A 14,757-nucleotide genomic window follows, 5' to 3' on the forward strand; every position below is an offset into this window, starting at 1 on the left:
AAATCGCAGATGGGGACAGGAATCGCCGATGGGTCCGGGCGGGGCCCTTGACGACCCGCGCGGCGTGGCTCCCAGGTTTCGCGTGATAACGCCCCTAGGGTTACCGCCATGGGCATGCACACGTTGAGGCACGATGACGCGACGTATTTCGCCGACGTCGTCGAAACGGTCAAGGCCGCCGCCGTGCGCCCGCAGGTGCACCTCACCGAGGTGCCCGCGCCGCGTCGCATCGCCCCGCACGCCGTCGCGTTCTCGGCGGAGGTCGTCGACCCCAAGAACGCTGACGACGTCCTCGGCACCGGCCGTTTCGTCCTGCTGCACGACCCCGCCTCCCCCGAGGCGTGGCACGGTACCTGGCGCATCGTGACGTTCGCGCGCGCCGAACTCGAATCCGAGATGGCGACCGACCCTGCGCTCGGCGCCGTCGGTTGGGACTGGCTCCTCGAATCGCTCAAGGACGCAGACGCGACCTACTCCGCGGAGGCCGGCACTGTCACCCGTGTCGTCAACGAGAGCTTCGGCGGTCTCGGCGAGCGCCCCTCCAGCGTCGAACTCGAGGTCCGTGCGTCATGGACGCCCGACGAGTCGAACATCGCCGCGCACCTGCTCGGCTGGTCGAACCTCATGTGCACCGTCGCCGGTCTGCCCCCCGTTCCGGAAGGTGTGACGGCGCTTCCCGGGCGCTTCTGATCCATGAACGACTCCCCCACCTCACGACCCGCGGCGCACCGCGACGAAGCCCCGCCAGCGCGGCGAGCGAGCGCCGAGCCTGTATCGGCCCGCTCTTCCTCGAGTGAATCCCCGGAACCGCAGGAAACGCCTGCGTACCCCCTCCTCGAAGCACCGGCGGACGGCGTCCCGGACGTCATCACGACCGCTGCTCAACTCAAGGAATGCTGCGCCGCCATTCGTGCTGGCCACGGCCCGGTCGCCATCGACGCCGAGCGCGCCTCGGGTTTCCGCTACGGCAACGACGCCTATCTCGTGCAGTTGCGCCGCGAGGGCGCGGGTACGTGGCTCATCGACCCCGTCCCGCTCAACGATCTGAGCAGCCTCAACACCGCGATCGGCAGTGCCGAGTGGGTGCTGCACGCCGCGACGCAGGATCTGCCGTGCCTCAAGGCCCTCGGTCTGCGCCCGCGCAAGCTGTTCGACACCGAACTCGGCTCACGTCTCGCGGGTCTGCCGCGCGTCGGCCTCGCCGCCGTCACCGAGCACTTCGTCGGTGTGACGCTCGCGAAGGAGCACTCGGCGGTCGACTGGTCGACGCGCCCCCTGCCGCACGATTGGCTCGTCTATGCGGCGCTCGACGTGGAGCGGCTCGTCGAGGTGCGTGACGCGCTCGCCGCTGACCTCGAGGCGCAGGGCAAGGCCGAGTGGGCGCGTCAGGAGTTCGAGGCACTGCTCGACTTCGAGGGCCCGACGCCGAAGAAGGAGCCGTGGCGACGCACGTCCGGCCTGCACGCCCTGCGTGATCTGCGTCAGCTCGCCCGCGTTCGCGCCCTGTGGCAGACGCGCGAGGACATCGCGCAACGCCGCGACACGACGCCCGGGCGCGTTTTGCCCGACGCCCTCATCATCGACCTCGCACGACGCAACCCGCACGACACCTCCGGCCTCGTCGGCCCGCCCGCCATCCGCCCGCGCGTCGGTGACGGTTCCGCGCGACGCCGCCGTCCGCGTCCTGCGCACCGGGGTCTCGCGCGCTACGGCGAGCGTTGGCTCGCGGCGCTGAAGGCCGCCGACGCCTTGCCGAACCGCGAGCTGCCGACGGCGACGCAGCGAACCTCGGCTCCCCCGCCGATCCGCGCGTGGCATGACAAGAACCCGGCAGCGGCCGGGCGTCTTGACGACGTCCGTTACGGCTTGCAGCGCTTCAGCGAGGAGCGTCGCGTACCCGTCGAGAATCTCGTGACGCCCGATCTGCTGCGCCGCGTCATCTGGTCACCGCCCGCCGACACGAGCGAGGACGGCTGGCACGCGGCGCTGAGCGCCGGCGGAGCTCGCCCGTGGCAGTGCGACATCGTCGCTCCGCTGCTCGCCGAGGCGGCTCTCGACCACCCGTCGCGCTGACGCCCTGCACGCCCGGCCCACGGGTCCCCGCCGTGCCTGCACGCCCACCGAACGCCCGCTGCAGCTGCGTCACGTGCCGCTGCGTGCGGTCAGTCAGGACTGACGCACGCAGCGCCGGGTGACTCACCCAGCCCCCTCCCGTGCACGAATCCACCCCCTTTCGTACTCAGCGGTAACAAAGCGCGTTAGCCTGGGCACGTCAGCTTCGTCTAGCTTCGGGAGGCATCGTGCCCCGCACGCTCCATGAGGTCGTCTTCGTCGACGGTGTTCGCACGCCGTTCGGCAAGGCCGGTGAGAAGGGCATGTACGCCCAGACCCGCGCCGACGACCTGGTCATCAAGTGCATTCGTGAACTCATGCGCCGTCAGCCGAACCTGCCGCCGGAGCGCGTCGACGAGGTCGCCATCGCGGCCACGACGCAGATCGGCGACCAGGGTCTGACGATCGGGCGCATGGCTGCTCTGTTGTCGGGCCTGCCCAAGTCGGTGCCCGGTTACGCCATCGACCGCATGTGCGCGGGCGCGATGACGGCCGTGACGACGTCCGCGTCCGGCATCGCGTTCGGCGCGTACGACGTCGTCATCGCCGGTGGTGTCGAGCACATGGGCCGTCACCCCATGGGTGAGGGCACCGACCCGAACCCGCGCATCGTCGCCGAGAAGCTCGTCGACCCGAGCGCCCTGGTCATGGGCAAGACGGCCGAGAACCTGCACGACCGTTACCCGGCGATCACGAAGGAGCGCTGCGACGCGTTCGCCGTCGCCAGCCAGAACAAGCTCGCGAAGGCGTACGCGGAGGGCAAGATCCAGCAGGATCTCGTTCCCGTCGCGACGCGCAACGTCGAGAAGGGCTGGGGCCTGGCCACGGCCGACGAGCCGCCGCGCCCCGGCACGACCGTCGAGGAACTGGCCAAGCTGAAGACGCCGTTCCGTGCGCACGGCAACGTGACGGCCGGTAACGCGGCTGGTCTCAACGACGGTGCGACGGCGTGCATCCTCGCCTCCGAGGAGAGCGCGCAGGAGCTCGGCCTGCCCGTCGGCATGCGCCTGGTCGACTTCGCGTTCGTCGGCGTCGACCCCGAGGTCATGGGCATCGGCCCCGTCCCGGCCACCGAGAAGGCTCTCGCCAAGGCGGGCCTGACGATCGACGACATCGACCTGTTCGAACTCAACGAGGCCTTCGCCGTGCAGGTGCTGGCCTTCCTCGACCACTTCGGCATCGACGCCGACGACGAGCGCGTCAACGCCTACGGCGGCGCCATCGCGACGGGTCACCCGCTCGCGAGCTCCGGCGTGCGTCTCATGACGCAGCTGTCGCGCCAGTTCGCCGAGCACCCCGAGGCGCGCTACGGCGTCACCGCGATGTGCATCGGCATCGGCATGGGTGGCTGTGTCATCTGGGAGAACCCCAACCACCCTGACTACGGCAAGGAGAAGACGGCCTGATGAGCGACAACCAGACTCAGTCGAGCGCCGAGAACGCGCGCGCCGAGGTCGTCACGCACGCCCTCAGCCAGGACATCACGCTGCCGTCGACCGACGGCAAGGGCGCCGGGACGTTCGTGCTCGTCACCCTCGACAACGGCTTCGACCACACGAAGCCGAACAGCTTTGGCCCACAGGGCCTCGCGGAGCTGGAGAAGGCCGTCGACGCCGCCGCCGAGCGCGCCGCGAAGGGCGAGATCGTCGGTTTCGGTGTGACGGGCAAGCCGTTCATCATGGCCGTCGGCGCCGACCTCATGGCGTTGCCGTCGATCACCGACCGTGAGCAGGCCGTCGACATCGCCGAGCAGGGTCACCGCGTCTTCTCGAAGATCGCCGACCTCGACGTGCCGACGTTCGCGTTCGTCAACGGCGCATCGATGGGTGGTGGCGTCGAGATCGGTCTCTACTGCGACTACCGCACGATGAGCGCCGACGTGCCCGCCTACTCGCTGCCCGAGTGCTTCCTCGGCCTCGTGCCCGGCTGGGGCGGCACGTACCTGCTGCCGAACCTCATCGGCGTGGAGAACGCGCTGCAGCTCATCATCACGAACCCGCTGAGCAACAACAAGATGGCGACGGGTGCCCAGGCGTTCAAGCTGGGTGTCGCCGACGAGCTGCTCGCCCCCGTCACGTTCCTCGAGGACTCCCTCGCCTTCGCGGCCGCCGTCATCAGCGGCGAGAAGAAGGTCGAGCGCCCGGAGGTCAACAAGGACGAGGCCGCGTGGAAGGCCGCGTGCGACAAGGCCCGCGCCTTCACGATGCAGAAGACCGGTGGCGCCGCCCCCGCTCCGCTGCGCGCCATCGACCTCGTCGAGGCCGCCCGCACGAACACGCGGGCGCAGGGCTTCGCCGGTGAGGACCAGGCGCTCGGCGACCTCATCATGAGCGACGAACTGCGCGCCGGTCTGTACGCGTTCAACCTCGTCCAGAAGCGTGCGAAGCGACCCGCTGGTGCGCCGGACAAGGCGCTCGCGCGCAAGGTGACGAAGGTCGGCGTCGTCGGCGCCGGTCTCATGGCCAGCCAGATGGCGCTGCTGTTCATCCGCCGCCTCGACGTGCCCGTCATCATGACGGACCTCGACCAGGCACGCGTCGACAAGGGTGTCGGCTACGTCCACGACGAGATCGACAAGCTGCTCGCCAAGGGCCGCATCTCGCAGGACAAGGCGAACCGTCTCAAGGGCCTCATCACGGGTTCGACGAGCAAGGACGGCTTCGCGGACGCCGACTTCGTCATCGAGGCCGTCTTCGAAGAGATGGGTGTCAAGAAGAGCGTCTGGGCCGAGGTCGAGCAGATCGTCACGCCCGAGTGCGTCCTCGCGACGAACACCTCCTCGCTGTCGATCACCGAGATGGCAGCGGACCTGAAGCACCCCGAGCGGGTCGTCGGGTTCCACTTCTTCAACCCCGTCGCCGTCATGCCGCTGCTGGAGATCATCCGCGGCGAGAAGACGGACGACGCGACGCTCGCCACGGCGTTCGCCACCGGCAAGTCGCTGAAGAAGACGTGCATCCTCGTGAAGAACTCCCCCTCGTTCGTCGTGAACCGCCTCCTCGGCCGGTTCATGGGCGAGGCGGGCAAGATCGTCGATGAGGGCACGCCCGTCGAGGTCGTCGAGAAGGCGTTCGCCGGTGTCACCCCGATGCCGCCGTTCATGCTCATCTCGCTCGTCGGCCCCGCCATCGCGCTGCACAACTCGGAGACGCTGCACGGCGCCTTCCCGGAGCGCTTCTACGTCTCGCCGAACCTCGCGAAGGTCGTCGAGGAGAAGATCCCGAGCTTCTACGGCGCCGACGGCAAGCTCGACGACTCGATCTTCGAGAAGTTCAGCAAGCCGGCGGACGCGAAGGTGCTCACCGAGGAGCAGGTGCGCGAGCAGGCCCTGTCGGCACTGGCCGACGAGACCCGTCGCATGCTCGACGAGGAGGTCGTCGCGGCCCCGATGGACATCGACCTCGCGATGATCACCGGCGCCGGCTTCCCGTTCTGGAACGGTGGCGTGACGCCGCTGCTCGACCGCACCGGCATCGCCGAGAAGGTCACCGGTCAGCGCTTCCTGCCGAAGGGCGCCGCGAGCGTCGCCCGCTGATCGCGGTCCTGACGGCGGCGTGAGCCGCCCACGCGGGGCGTACCTCTTGACGGGGTGCGCCCCGCGCCCGCGTCTCGACACGCCGACCGCGATGATTCGGGGCGCTCGCGGCGGTGGCATACCATCGTTGAATCGCTGCGCATCGGCGAACCGCGACCGGCCACAGGGCCCGGTCGGCCGGCTCGCACCGGTGCGCGTGGGAATGACGGGGTGAACCGCAGTGTTCTTCCCGCCGACGCGTGACGTGCCCCCGGGTCGCGTCGCCGCTCGTCACACCTCGGCGTGATGGGTTCATCTGCACCAACTGATTCGGAGATTGTCACTGTGTCCAGCAACGCGCCCCTGAACCTTCGGATCATCGGCGGCAAGCAGCTGTCCGGGTCTATCGACGTGCGCACGAGCAAGAACGCCGCCGTCGCCTGCCTGTGCGCCGCGATGCTGAACAAGGGGCGCACGACGCTGCGCAACCTCGCGCGCATCGAAGAGGTCAACCGCATCACCGAGGTGCTCGACTCCATCGGCGTGCAGACGCGCTGGCTGCCGGGCACGAGCGACCTCGAGATCACGCCGCCCGCCAAGATCGACCTGTCGACGATCGACGAGGTCGCGGCGCGCCGCACCCGCACGATCCTCATGTTCCTCGGCCCGCTCATGCACGAGTTCGACTCGTTCGAGCTGCCCAACGCCGGCGGGTGCGACCTCGGTGCGCGCACCGTCGAGCCGCACCTGCACGCGCTGCGCGCGTTCGGCATGGAGGTCGTCGCGAAGGACGGGTACTACAACGTCGAGGTCAACAACTCGATCCGCCCGACGAAGCCGATCGTCCTCATCGAGCGCGGCGACACCGTCACCGAGAACGCCCTGTTCGCCGCAGCCCGCTACGAGGGCACGACGATCATCCGCAACGCCTCGAGCAACTACATGGTCCAGGATCTGTGCTTCTTCCTCGAGAAGCTCGGCGTGACGATCGAGGGCATCGGCACGACGACGCTCAAGATCACCGGCGTCGCCGAGATCAACGAGGACGTCGAGTACTTCCCGAGCGAGGACCCGATCGAGGCGATGAGCCTCATCGCAGCCGCCATCGTCACGAAGTCCGAGATCACGATCAAGCGCGTGCCGATCGAGTTCATGGAGATCGAACTGGCCATCCTCGAGGAGATGGGCTTCCAGTACGAGATGAGCGACGAGTACACCTCGGACAACGGCTTCACGCGCCTCGTCGACATCACGACGAAGCCGGGCCCGCTCAAGGCGCCGACGGACAAGATCCACCCGCTGCCCTTCCCCGGCCTCAACATCGACAACCTGCCGTTCTTCGCCGTCATCGCTGCGTGCGCCGAGGGCAAGACGCTCATCCACGACTGGGTGTACGAGAACCGCGCGATCTACCTCAACGAGCTGACGAAGATCGGTGCGACGGTGCACCTCATGGACCCGCACCGGGTCATGATCGAAGGCCCCGCCAAGTGGCGCGCCGCCGAGGTCATGTGCCCGCCCGCGCTGCGCCCCGGCGTCGTCATCCTGCTCGGCATGCTCGCCTGCCCCGGCACCTCGACGCTGCGCAACATCTATGTCATCAACCGTGGCTACGAGGAGCTCGACGAGCGTCTCAACGCCCTCGGCGCCGACATCACGAGCTTCCAGGACTAATGCTCGACGGCTGCCTGCGCGGTATGCCATGACGAAGCCCGCCCGGTCGCGTACCGGGCGGGCTTCGTCATGTCTGGGGCCGGCGTTCCTCAGACCTCCAGCGTCCGCGCGATCGGCACGCCCGGTCGGTAGCAGAGGTGACGGTGGCTGGGCGCGTCGAGAACGGCGAGGTCGGCGCGCGCACCGGGGCGGATGACGCCCACGTCGTCGCGCCACAGCGCCTGCGCGCCGCCGGCCGTCGCAGCCCACACGGCTTCGGCGGCGCTCATGCCCATCTCGCGCACGGCGAGGGCGATCATGAACGGCATCGAGTCGGAGTAGCACGTGCCCGGGTTGCAGTCGGTCGCGATGGCGACGCTGACGCCCGCGTCGATGAGGCGCCGCGCATCCGGGTAGGGCGAACGGGTCGAGAACTCGACGCCCGGCAGAAGTGTCGCGACGGTCGACGAATCGGCCAGTGCCGCAACGTCACTCGCCGACAGATAGGTGCAGTGGTCGACGCTCGCCGCACCGAGCTCGACGGCGAGTTGGACGCCCGGTCCCTCGCCGAGCTGGCCGCCGTGGACACGCAGTTCGAGCCCCGCGTCTCGACAGGCCCGCAGGATCGTCGCGCTCTCGTCGCCGTCGAAGGCGTGAGCACTGCCCGGCTCGCAGAACACGTCGGCCCAGCGAGCGTACGGGCGGCACGCCTCGAGCATCTCGCCGCAGACGAGGTCGACGTAGGCGGCACGATCGCTGCCGCTCGGCACGACGTGGGCACCGAGATAGGTCGTCTCCGGCGTGAACTCGCGGGCGATGCGCAGCGCTCGTGCCTCGTCCTCGACCGTCAGCCCGTAGCCCGACTTCACCTCGACGCACGTCGTGCCCTGCGCGCGCATCTCGGCGATGCGCCGCGCGACCAGCGCGGTGAGGCGGTCGTCGTCAGCGTCGCGGGTGGCGGCCACCGTGGTGGCGATCCCGCCCCCGTCGTAGCGCTCGCCCACCATGCGGGCGGCGAACTCGGCCGAGCGGTCGCCGTCGAAGACGAGGTGTGCGTGGCTGTCGACGAAGCCGGGCATCAGTGCGGCGCCGTCGACGTCGACGCGGCGGTCGGCGTCCGGCGCTCGGCGCGACTCGCCGACCCAGGCGATGCGGTCGTCTTCGACGACGATCGCCGCGTCGGTGAGGAGACCGAGCAGGCGCTCGTCCTCGCTCGCGCCAGCGCGGGCCTGCTGCGGGTCGTTCGTCACGAGTTCGGCGATGCCGGTGACGAGCGTCGTCGTCATGTCTGCCTCCAGAAGGGGTCGATGGCGTCGTGCAGGAGCCGCCCGATGCCGCCGGGCGCGAGCGTCTCTTCGAGGCGGTGGCACCCGCCGCGCACGACGACGCGTCCGTCGACGATGACGTCCGTGACGTCCTGCGCAATCGCGGCGAGCAGGATCTGGTCAGGCGAACAGCCTGCGGTGCGCGGGGATTCGGCATTGACGGCGACGAGGTCGGCGCGTGCGCCGATGACGATCTCGCCGGCGTCCGCCCAGCCGATGCTCGCCTGCCGCGTCGCCGCCGAGAGCAGGTCGCGCGGGCTCAGGCGGCCGCGCTCGTTGCTCGTCAGCCGCTCGTGCATCTCGAGGCCGCGGGCTTCTTCGAACATGTCGATGACGGCGTGCTGGTCGCTGCCGAGGCTGAGCCGCGCGCCCGCGTCGTACAGTGCAACGGCCGGCCCGATGCCGTCGGCAAGGTCGCGTTCGGTCGTCGGGCAGAAGCAGGCCGTCGCGCCCGCGCGGGCGAGCGTCGAGACGTCGTCGTCGCTCAGATGCGTCGCATGGACGGCGGAGAAGCGCTCGCTCAGTGCGCCGGCCTCGTGGAGCAGACCCACGGGCGTGCGCTGGTAGTGGGCCAGTGCCGCGGCGTTCTCCGCAGGCTGTTCGGAGACATGGGCGTGGAGGATCTCCCCCGGCGTCGCGGCGACGACGTCCGCCAGTTCGTCGCGAGCGACAGCGCGCACCGAGTGAACGGCCGCGCCGACCACGGTGTTCTCGTCACTGAGTGCGTCCTCCCGCAACTGCGCGTGACGCCGCGCCCAGGCTTCGACGGAGTCGTCGCTGAAGCGCTGCTGCTCAGCGCTCATCGCGGCGTGGCCATCGGTGTCGAGGCCTCCGTGGAGGTAACACGTGTCGAGCAGCGTGAGCCGGATGCCGGCCTCGCGGGCCGCTTGACGCAGCGCAGAACCCATGGCATTCGGGTCGTCGTAGGGCGTGCCGTCGGGGCGGTGGTGGACGTAGTGGAACTCCCCCACCGCCGTGACGCCGGCCAGCGCCATCTCGGCGTACACGGCGCGCGCCAGTGCGAGGTATGTCGACGGATCGAGCTGCGCCGCAACGCGGTACATACGTTCACGCCAGGTCCAGAACGTGCCGCCATCGTCATGCGTGCGCCCCCGCAATGCGCGGTGGAACGCATGGCTGTGGCAGTTCGCGAAACCGGGGAGTGCGACCCCTTCGAGCCTGATCACGTCGTCCGAGGATGCGTCGTCAGCGGACACGCCACTCGGCGCCCCACCCGTCGATCCACCCGACAGCCCATCTCTCGGTGACGCATTCGCCGTCACCTCGACCCATCGCCCGTCCTCCTCGACGAGTCGGACGTCGCGCGCGAGGCCGTCGGGCAGGTGCGCGAACGGCACGTGGTAGATGGTCATGACGCGAGATCCTCGAGCACGCGGACGAGTGCGTCGACGCCGCGCAGGCAGTCGTCGGTCTGCGCGAACTCCTCGGGCGAGTGCGACGTGCCCGTCGGGTTGCGCACGAACAACATGACGCTGGGGATGCCGTGGTTGGCGAGGATGCCGGCGTCGTGGCCGGCGCCGGTGCCGAGCATCGGCACACCCTCACCGAGCGTGCGGTGCACGCGCGCGACGAGGTCGGCGTCGAACGGGGTCGTCGGCGTCCATGACTCCTCCCGCCATTCGCCACCGAGTTCCGCTGCGCGACCTGCGATCTCGTCGATCGCGGCGCGCACGTCGTCCTCGCAGACGCCGCGAGCGTCGACCCACGCCGTCACGTGGGAGGCGATGGCGTTGATGCCGCCGGGCGTGACGTCGAGCTTTCCGACGGTCGCGACGACGCGGCGCGCGGCACCGTCGTCACGCGAGGTGGCCGCCGCCCGCACCTGCTCGATGAACCGGGCGGCCTTGACCAGCGCGTCGTCGCGGTCGCCGAGCGCCGTCGTCCCGGCGTGGTCGGCGCGCCCGGGCAGGTCGGCGCGAAACCGTCCGTGCGGCCAGATGTCGGTGCCGACCGCTGCGGCGGCGCCGAACGGATCGCCCGCTGCGTCACGGGGCAGGTCGACGAGGGCCCGCCCCTGTTCGACGTGCACCTCGACGAAGCACGCGAGGCGCGCGAGGGCCGCGTCGTCCCGCCCGAGATCCGACGGCTCACGCCCAGCGCGCTCCCACGCCTGTGCCATCGTGACACCGTCGGTGTCGCGCAGGCCGAGGGCGCGCTCGGCCGTCAGCGCTCCGGTGATGAGGCGCGAGCCCGCGCAGGCGACGCCGAAGCGCGCGCCCTCCTCGTCGACGAAGTTGACGACACCGATCGGGCGCGCGGGCGCGAACCGCGACTCCTTGAGTCGGCGCACCGCGAGCAATGACGAGACGACGCCCAGGGGTCCGTCGAACGCTCCGCCGTCGGGCACCGAGTCGAGGTGCGATCCGGTGGCGACGCCAGGCGTCCGATCCGGGTCGCCCCACCACGCCCACTGGTTGCCTGCGCGGTCCTCGACGACGTCGAGACCGAGCGCTTCACACTCGCCGCCGAACCATTCGCGGAGCGTGGAATCCTCACGGCTCCAGGCGAATCGGCGGTATCCGCCACTGTGCTTGTCGCGCCCCACCGGGGCGAGGTCGGCCCACAGGCCCTCGAACGTGCGCTCGGTCATCGAAATCCTCCGGGTCCTCGTCGTCATCGGACATGTCCGGCTCGGAAGCGGGGCGGGGCATGCCGAGCACGCCACGCCCCCGCGTCCGACGTCGTGCCGCTCAGCCCTCGCTCATCGGGATGCGTACGCCGCGCTCGGCGGCGATGTTCTCGGCGATGTCGTAGCCGGCGTCGACGTGGCGGATGACACCCATGCCGGGGTCGTTCGTCAGCACGCGCGCGAGCTTCTGCGCGGCCAGCGGCGTGCCGTCCGCGACGGAGACCTGCCCCGCGTGCATCGAGCGTCCGATGCCGACACCGCCGCCGTGGTGCAGCGAGACCCAGCTCGCGCCGCTCGCCGTGTTGACGAGGGCGTTGAGCAGCGGCCAGTCGGCGATGGCGTCGGAGCCATCCTGCATGGCCTCCGTCTCGCGGTAGGGCGAGGCGACAGAGCCGCAGTCGAGGTGGTCGCGCCCGATGACGATGGGGGCGCTCACCTCGCCGTTCGCGACCATGTCGTTGAAGCGCAGGCCGGCCTTGTCGCGTTCGCCGTAGCCGAGCCAGCAGATGCGCGCCGGCAGGCCCTCGAAGTGCACCTTCTCGCGGGCGCCCTTGATCCAGCGGTGCAGGCGCTCGTTGTCCGGGAACAGGTCGAGCACCGCCTCGTCCGTCGCGTAGATGTCCTTCGGGTCGCCCGAGAGCGCCACCCAGCGGAACGGGCCCTTGCCCTCGCAGAACAGCGGGCGGATGTACTTCGGCACGAAGCCCTCGAACTCGAACGCGCGGCCGTAACCGCCCTGGCGCGCCTCGTCGCGGATCGAGTTGCCGTAGTCGAACACCTCGACGCCCTTGTCCTGGAAACCGACCATCGCCTCGACGTGACGCGCCATCGACTCCTGCGCTCGCTCGGTGAACTCCTCGGGCTTCTTCGCGGCGTACTCGAACCAGTCGGCGACGTCGATGCCGATCGGCAGGTAGCTCAGCGGGTCGTGCGCGCTCGTCTGGTCGGTGACGATGTCGATGGGCACGTCGCGGCGCAGCAGCTCCGGGAAGACCTCGGCGGCGTTGCCGACGACGCCGATTGACACGGCCTTCTTCGCGTTCTTAGCGGCGACGGCGCGGTCGATGGCGTCGTCCAGATCGTCGGCGATCTCGTCGAGATAGCGGTGCTCGACGCGGCGGTGAAGACGCGCCGGGTCGACGTCGACGATGAGGCACGTGCCACCGTTCAGCGTGACGGCGAGGGGCTGGGCGCCGCCCATGCCGCCGCAGCCGCCGGTGAGCGTCAGCGTGCCCGCGAGGGTGCCGCCGAACGTGCGCTCGGCGATCGCCGCGAAGCACTCGTACGTGCCCTGCAGGATGCCCTGGGTGCCGATGTAGATCCACGACCCGGCCGTCATCTGGCCGTACATCGTGAGACCCATCTGCTCGAGGCGGCGGAACTCGGGCCACGTAGCCCAGTCGCCGACGAGGTTCGAGTTCGCGATGAGCACGCGCGGCGCCCACTCGTGCGTCCGCATGACGCCGACGGGCCGGCCCGATTGCACGAGCATCGTCTCGTCGGCCTTCAACGTCTCGAGTGTGCGCACCATCGCGTCGAAGCTGCGCCAGTCACGTGCGGCGCGGCCGGTGCCGCCGTAGACGACGAGGTCGTCGGGGCGCTCGGCGACCTCCGGGTCGAGGTTGTTCATGAGCATGCGCAAGGGGGCCTCGGTGGCCCAGCTGCGAGCGTTCAACTGGGTGCCGCGGGGTGCGCGGACGGGACGGGCGCCTTCCATGGGGTGCTCCTCGGTCTGATTCGGCGGAACTGCGGGTGGGTCGATGCGGAGGGCGGAGGGACGATCGCCCGCTGGTGTGCGTGAGCAACCGTCCAGGACGCGTCAGTCGAGCGAGCCCGCGGCTCGGGCGGCGGCGTCACGGACGGCGCCACTCTTGACGAGCGCGACGGCGCGTTCGATCTCCGGCGAGAGGTAGCGATCCCGCCCCGGCATGCCGGCGGGCTGGCCACCCTCGTCCGTCAGCGCGTCGATGACGGCGGCCGCGACCGGCCCGGGCGTCAACGGTGCGCGCAGCTGGATGCCGCGCGTCGCCGTCAGCGTCTCGATGGCGAGGACGCGGGCGAGACCGTCGACGGCCCGACGCAGCTTGCGGGCGCCGGCCCAGCCCATCGAGACGTGATCCTCCTGCATCGCGCTGCTCGGGATCGAGTCGACGCTCGCGGGGCTCGCGAGCCGCTTGAGTTCGCTGACGATGCCCGCGGCCGTGTACTGCGCGATCATGAGGCCCGAGTCGGTGCCCGGGTCGTCGGCGAGGAACGGCGGCAGGCCGTGGTTGCGGGCGACGTCGAGGAAGCGGTCGGTGCGGCGCTCACTCATCGACGCGACGTCGGCGATGACGATGGCGAGGAAGTCGAGGACGTACGCGACGGGTGCTCCGTGAAAGTTGCCGTTCGACTCGACGCGGCCGTCGAGCGTCACGACGGGGTTGTCGACGGCGGCCGCGAGCTCGCGGTTCGCGACGGTCGTCGCGTGCTCGAGGGTGTCGCGGGCCGCGCCGATGACCTGTGGCGAGCAGCGCAGCGAATAGGCGTCCTGCACGCGGGTGCAGGCGCCCGGTTCACGGTGGGATTCGCGGATGCCGCTGCCCGCGAGCACCTTGCGCAGGTTCGCTGCCGAGCGCGCCTGGCCGGGGTGCGGGCGCAGCTGCTGCAGGTCGTCGGCGAAGACGGCGTCCGAGCCGAGCAGGCCCTCGACGCTGAGGCCGGCGGCGACGTCGGCGCTCGTCAAGAGCATGCGCAGATCGGCGATGGCGAGGCACAGCATGCCGAGCATGCCGTCGGTGCCGTTGATGAGCGCCAGGCCCTCCTTCTCCTGCAGCTGGACGGGCTCGACGCCGGCGGCGCGCAGCGCGTTCTCGGCGTTCGTCAGGTGGCCGGCGGCGTCGACGACCTCGCCCTCGCCCATGAGCGCGAGCGCACAGTGCGCGAGCGGCGCGAGGTCGCCGGAACAACCGAGCGAGCCGTACTCGCGCACGACCGGGGTGATGCCGGCGTTGAGCATCGCGACATACGCGTCGAGCGTCTCGGGACGGATGCCGGTGCGCCCGGTCGCGAGCGTCGAGATGCGCAGGAGCATGAGCGCGCGCACGACCTCGCACTCGACCGGTTCACCGCTGCCCGCGGCGTGCGAGGCGACGAGGCTGCGCTGCAGCTGCTGACGCTTCTCGAGCGGGATGTGCTGCGTCGCGAGCGCACCGAAACCGGTCGAGATGCCGTAGTGCGGCACCGGGTCGTTGGCGAGGGCGTCGATGATCGCGCGGCTCTTCGCGACCTCCGCGCGACTCGCCTCGCTGAGCACGATGCGCGCGTCATGGCGGGCGACGGCGACGACGTCGTCGATGCTGAGGGCGCCGATGCCGACCTCGACCTCGCAGGCAGCGCTCATGTCAGGGGGCGTGACGCCGGCGCCGGGCGTCGCGGCGGGGTCGTGGTGGTGCTGAGGCATCGAGGCGTTCGTCATGACACCACCTTCGCCCGTGACCACACTCGTGCGTGACCCAGGACGC

9 protein-coding genes and 1 pseudogene are annotated in these 14,757 nt (G+C 70.3%); 5 read left to right on the plus strand and 5 right to left on the minus strand.

Features of this window, described 5'->3' with window-relative positions:
• Positions 1–108 precede the first annotated feature (108 nt).
• The 5 genes and pseudogenes from J4Z35_RS09360 to J4Z35_RS09380 all read left to right on the plus strand — a co-directional run.
• Positions 109–690, plus strand: a complete 582-nt coding sequence (locus tag J4Z35_RS09360; RefSeq protein ID WP_006945278.1) for a DUF3000 domain-containing protein — start codon at positions 109–111, stop codon at positions 688–690.
• 3 nt (positions 691–693) lie between these two features.
• A complete protein-coding gene (locus tag J4Z35_RS09365; protein WP_006945306.1) occupies positions 694–2,073 on the plus strand; it encodes an HRDC domain-containing protein in 1,380 nt (459 codons plus the stop codon).
• 227 nt (positions 2,074–2,300) lie between these two features.
• A complete protein-coding gene (locus J4Z35_RS09370) occupies positions 2,301–3,518 on the plus strand; it encodes a thiolase family protein (RefSeq protein WP_006945282.1) in 1,218 nt (405 codons plus the stop codon).
• Positions 3,518–5,647, plus strand: a complete 2,130-nt coding sequence (locus tag J4Z35_RS09375) for a 3-hydroxyacyl-CoA dehydrogenase NAD-binding domain-containing protein (RefSeq protein WP_074039205.1) — start codon at positions 3,518–3,520, stop codon at positions 5,645–5,647. Before J4Z35_RS09370 ends, J4Z35_RS09375 begins: the two co-directional genes overlap by 1 nt.
• A gap of 306 nt (positions 5,648–5,953) precedes the next feature.
• Positions 5,954–7,300: pseudogene (locus J4Z35_RS09380) on the plus strand (UDP-N-acetylglucosamine 1-carboxyvinyltransferase); the annotation flags it as partial.
• 89 nt (positions 7,301–7,389) lie between these two features.
• Here J4Z35_RS09380 and hutI read toward each other — a convergent pair.
• The 5 genes from hutI to hutH form a co-directional block, all read right to left on the minus strand.
• The gene (hutI, locus tag J4Z35_RS09385; protein WP_074039203.1) at positions 7,390–8,565 is read right to left on the minus strand and encodes an imidazolonepropionase; all 1,176 of its coding nucleotides are present in this window, start codon (positions 8,563–8,565) and stop codon (positions 7,390–7,392) included.
• A complete protein-coding gene (locus J4Z35_RS09390; protein WP_074039202.1) occupies positions 8,562–9,977 on the minus strand; it encodes a formimidoylglutamate deiminase in 1,416 nt (471 codons plus the stop codon). Before J4Z35_RS09390 ends, hutI begins: the two co-directional genes overlap by 4 nt.
• On the minus strand, positions 9,974–11,215 hold the full coding sequence (locus tag J4Z35_RS09395) for an allantoate amidohydrolase (protein WP_074039201.1): 1,242 nt from the start codon (positions 11,213–11,215) through the stop codon (positions 9,974–9,976). Before J4Z35_RS09395 ends, J4Z35_RS09390 begins: the two co-directional genes overlap by 4 nt.
• Positions 11,216–11,315: 100 nt before the next feature.
• On the minus strand, positions 11,316–12,971 hold the full coding sequence (hutU, locus tag J4Z35_RS09400) for a urocanate hydratase (protein WP_074039200.1): 1,656 nt from the start codon (positions 12,969–12,971) through the stop codon (positions 11,316–11,318).
• 102 nt (positions 12,972–13,073) lie between these two features.
• On the minus strand, positions 13,074–14,636 hold the full coding sequence (hutH, locus tag J4Z35_RS09405) for a histidine ammonia-lyase (RefSeq protein WP_074039514.1): 1,563 nt from the start codon (positions 14,634–14,636) through the stop codon (positions 13,074–13,076).
• Between the last annotated feature and the right edge of the window lie 121 nt (positions 14,637–14,757).

The organism is Dermacoccus sp. NHGro5 (assembly GCF_017565385.1).
Lineage (GTDB): Bacteria > Actinomycetota > Actinomycetes > Actinomycetales > Dermatophilaceae > Dermacoccus > Dermacoccus nishinomiyaensis.

Bases quoted from the DNA above. Each gene is read 5' to 3' on its own strand.
- J4Z35_RS09375 (WP_074039205.1), top strand. From the start codon at position 3,518: ATGAGCGACAACCAGACTCAGTCGAGCGCCGAGAACGCGCGCGCCGAG.
- J4Z35_RS09395 (WP_074039201.1), bottom strand. From the start codon at position 11,215: ATGACCGAGCGCACGTTCGAGGGCCTGTGGGCCGACCTCGCCCCGGTG.
- J4Z35_RS09365 (WP_006945306.1), top strand. From the start codon at position 694: ATGAACGACTCCCCCACCTCACGACCCGCGGCGCACCGCGACGAAGCC.
- J4Z35_RS09360 (WP_006945278.1), top strand. From the start codon at position 109: ATGGGCATGCACACGTTGAGGCACGATGACGCGACGTATTTCGCCGAC.
- hutU (WP_074039200.1), bottom strand. From the start codon at position 12,971: ATGGAAGGCGCCCGTCCCGTCCGCGCACCCCGCGGCACCCAGTTGAAC.
- hutH (WP_074039514.1), bottom strand. From the start codon at position 14,636: ATGAGCGCTGCCTGCGAGGTCGAGGTCGGCATCGGCGCCCTCAGCATC.
- J4Z35_RS09390 (WP_074039202.1), bottom strand. From the start codon at position 9,977: ATGACCATCTACCACGTGCCGTTCGCGCACCTGCCCGACGGCCTCGCG.
- hutI (WP_074039203.1), bottom strand. From the start codon at position 8,565: ATGACGACGACGCTCGTCACCGGCATCGCCGAACTCGTGACGAACGAC.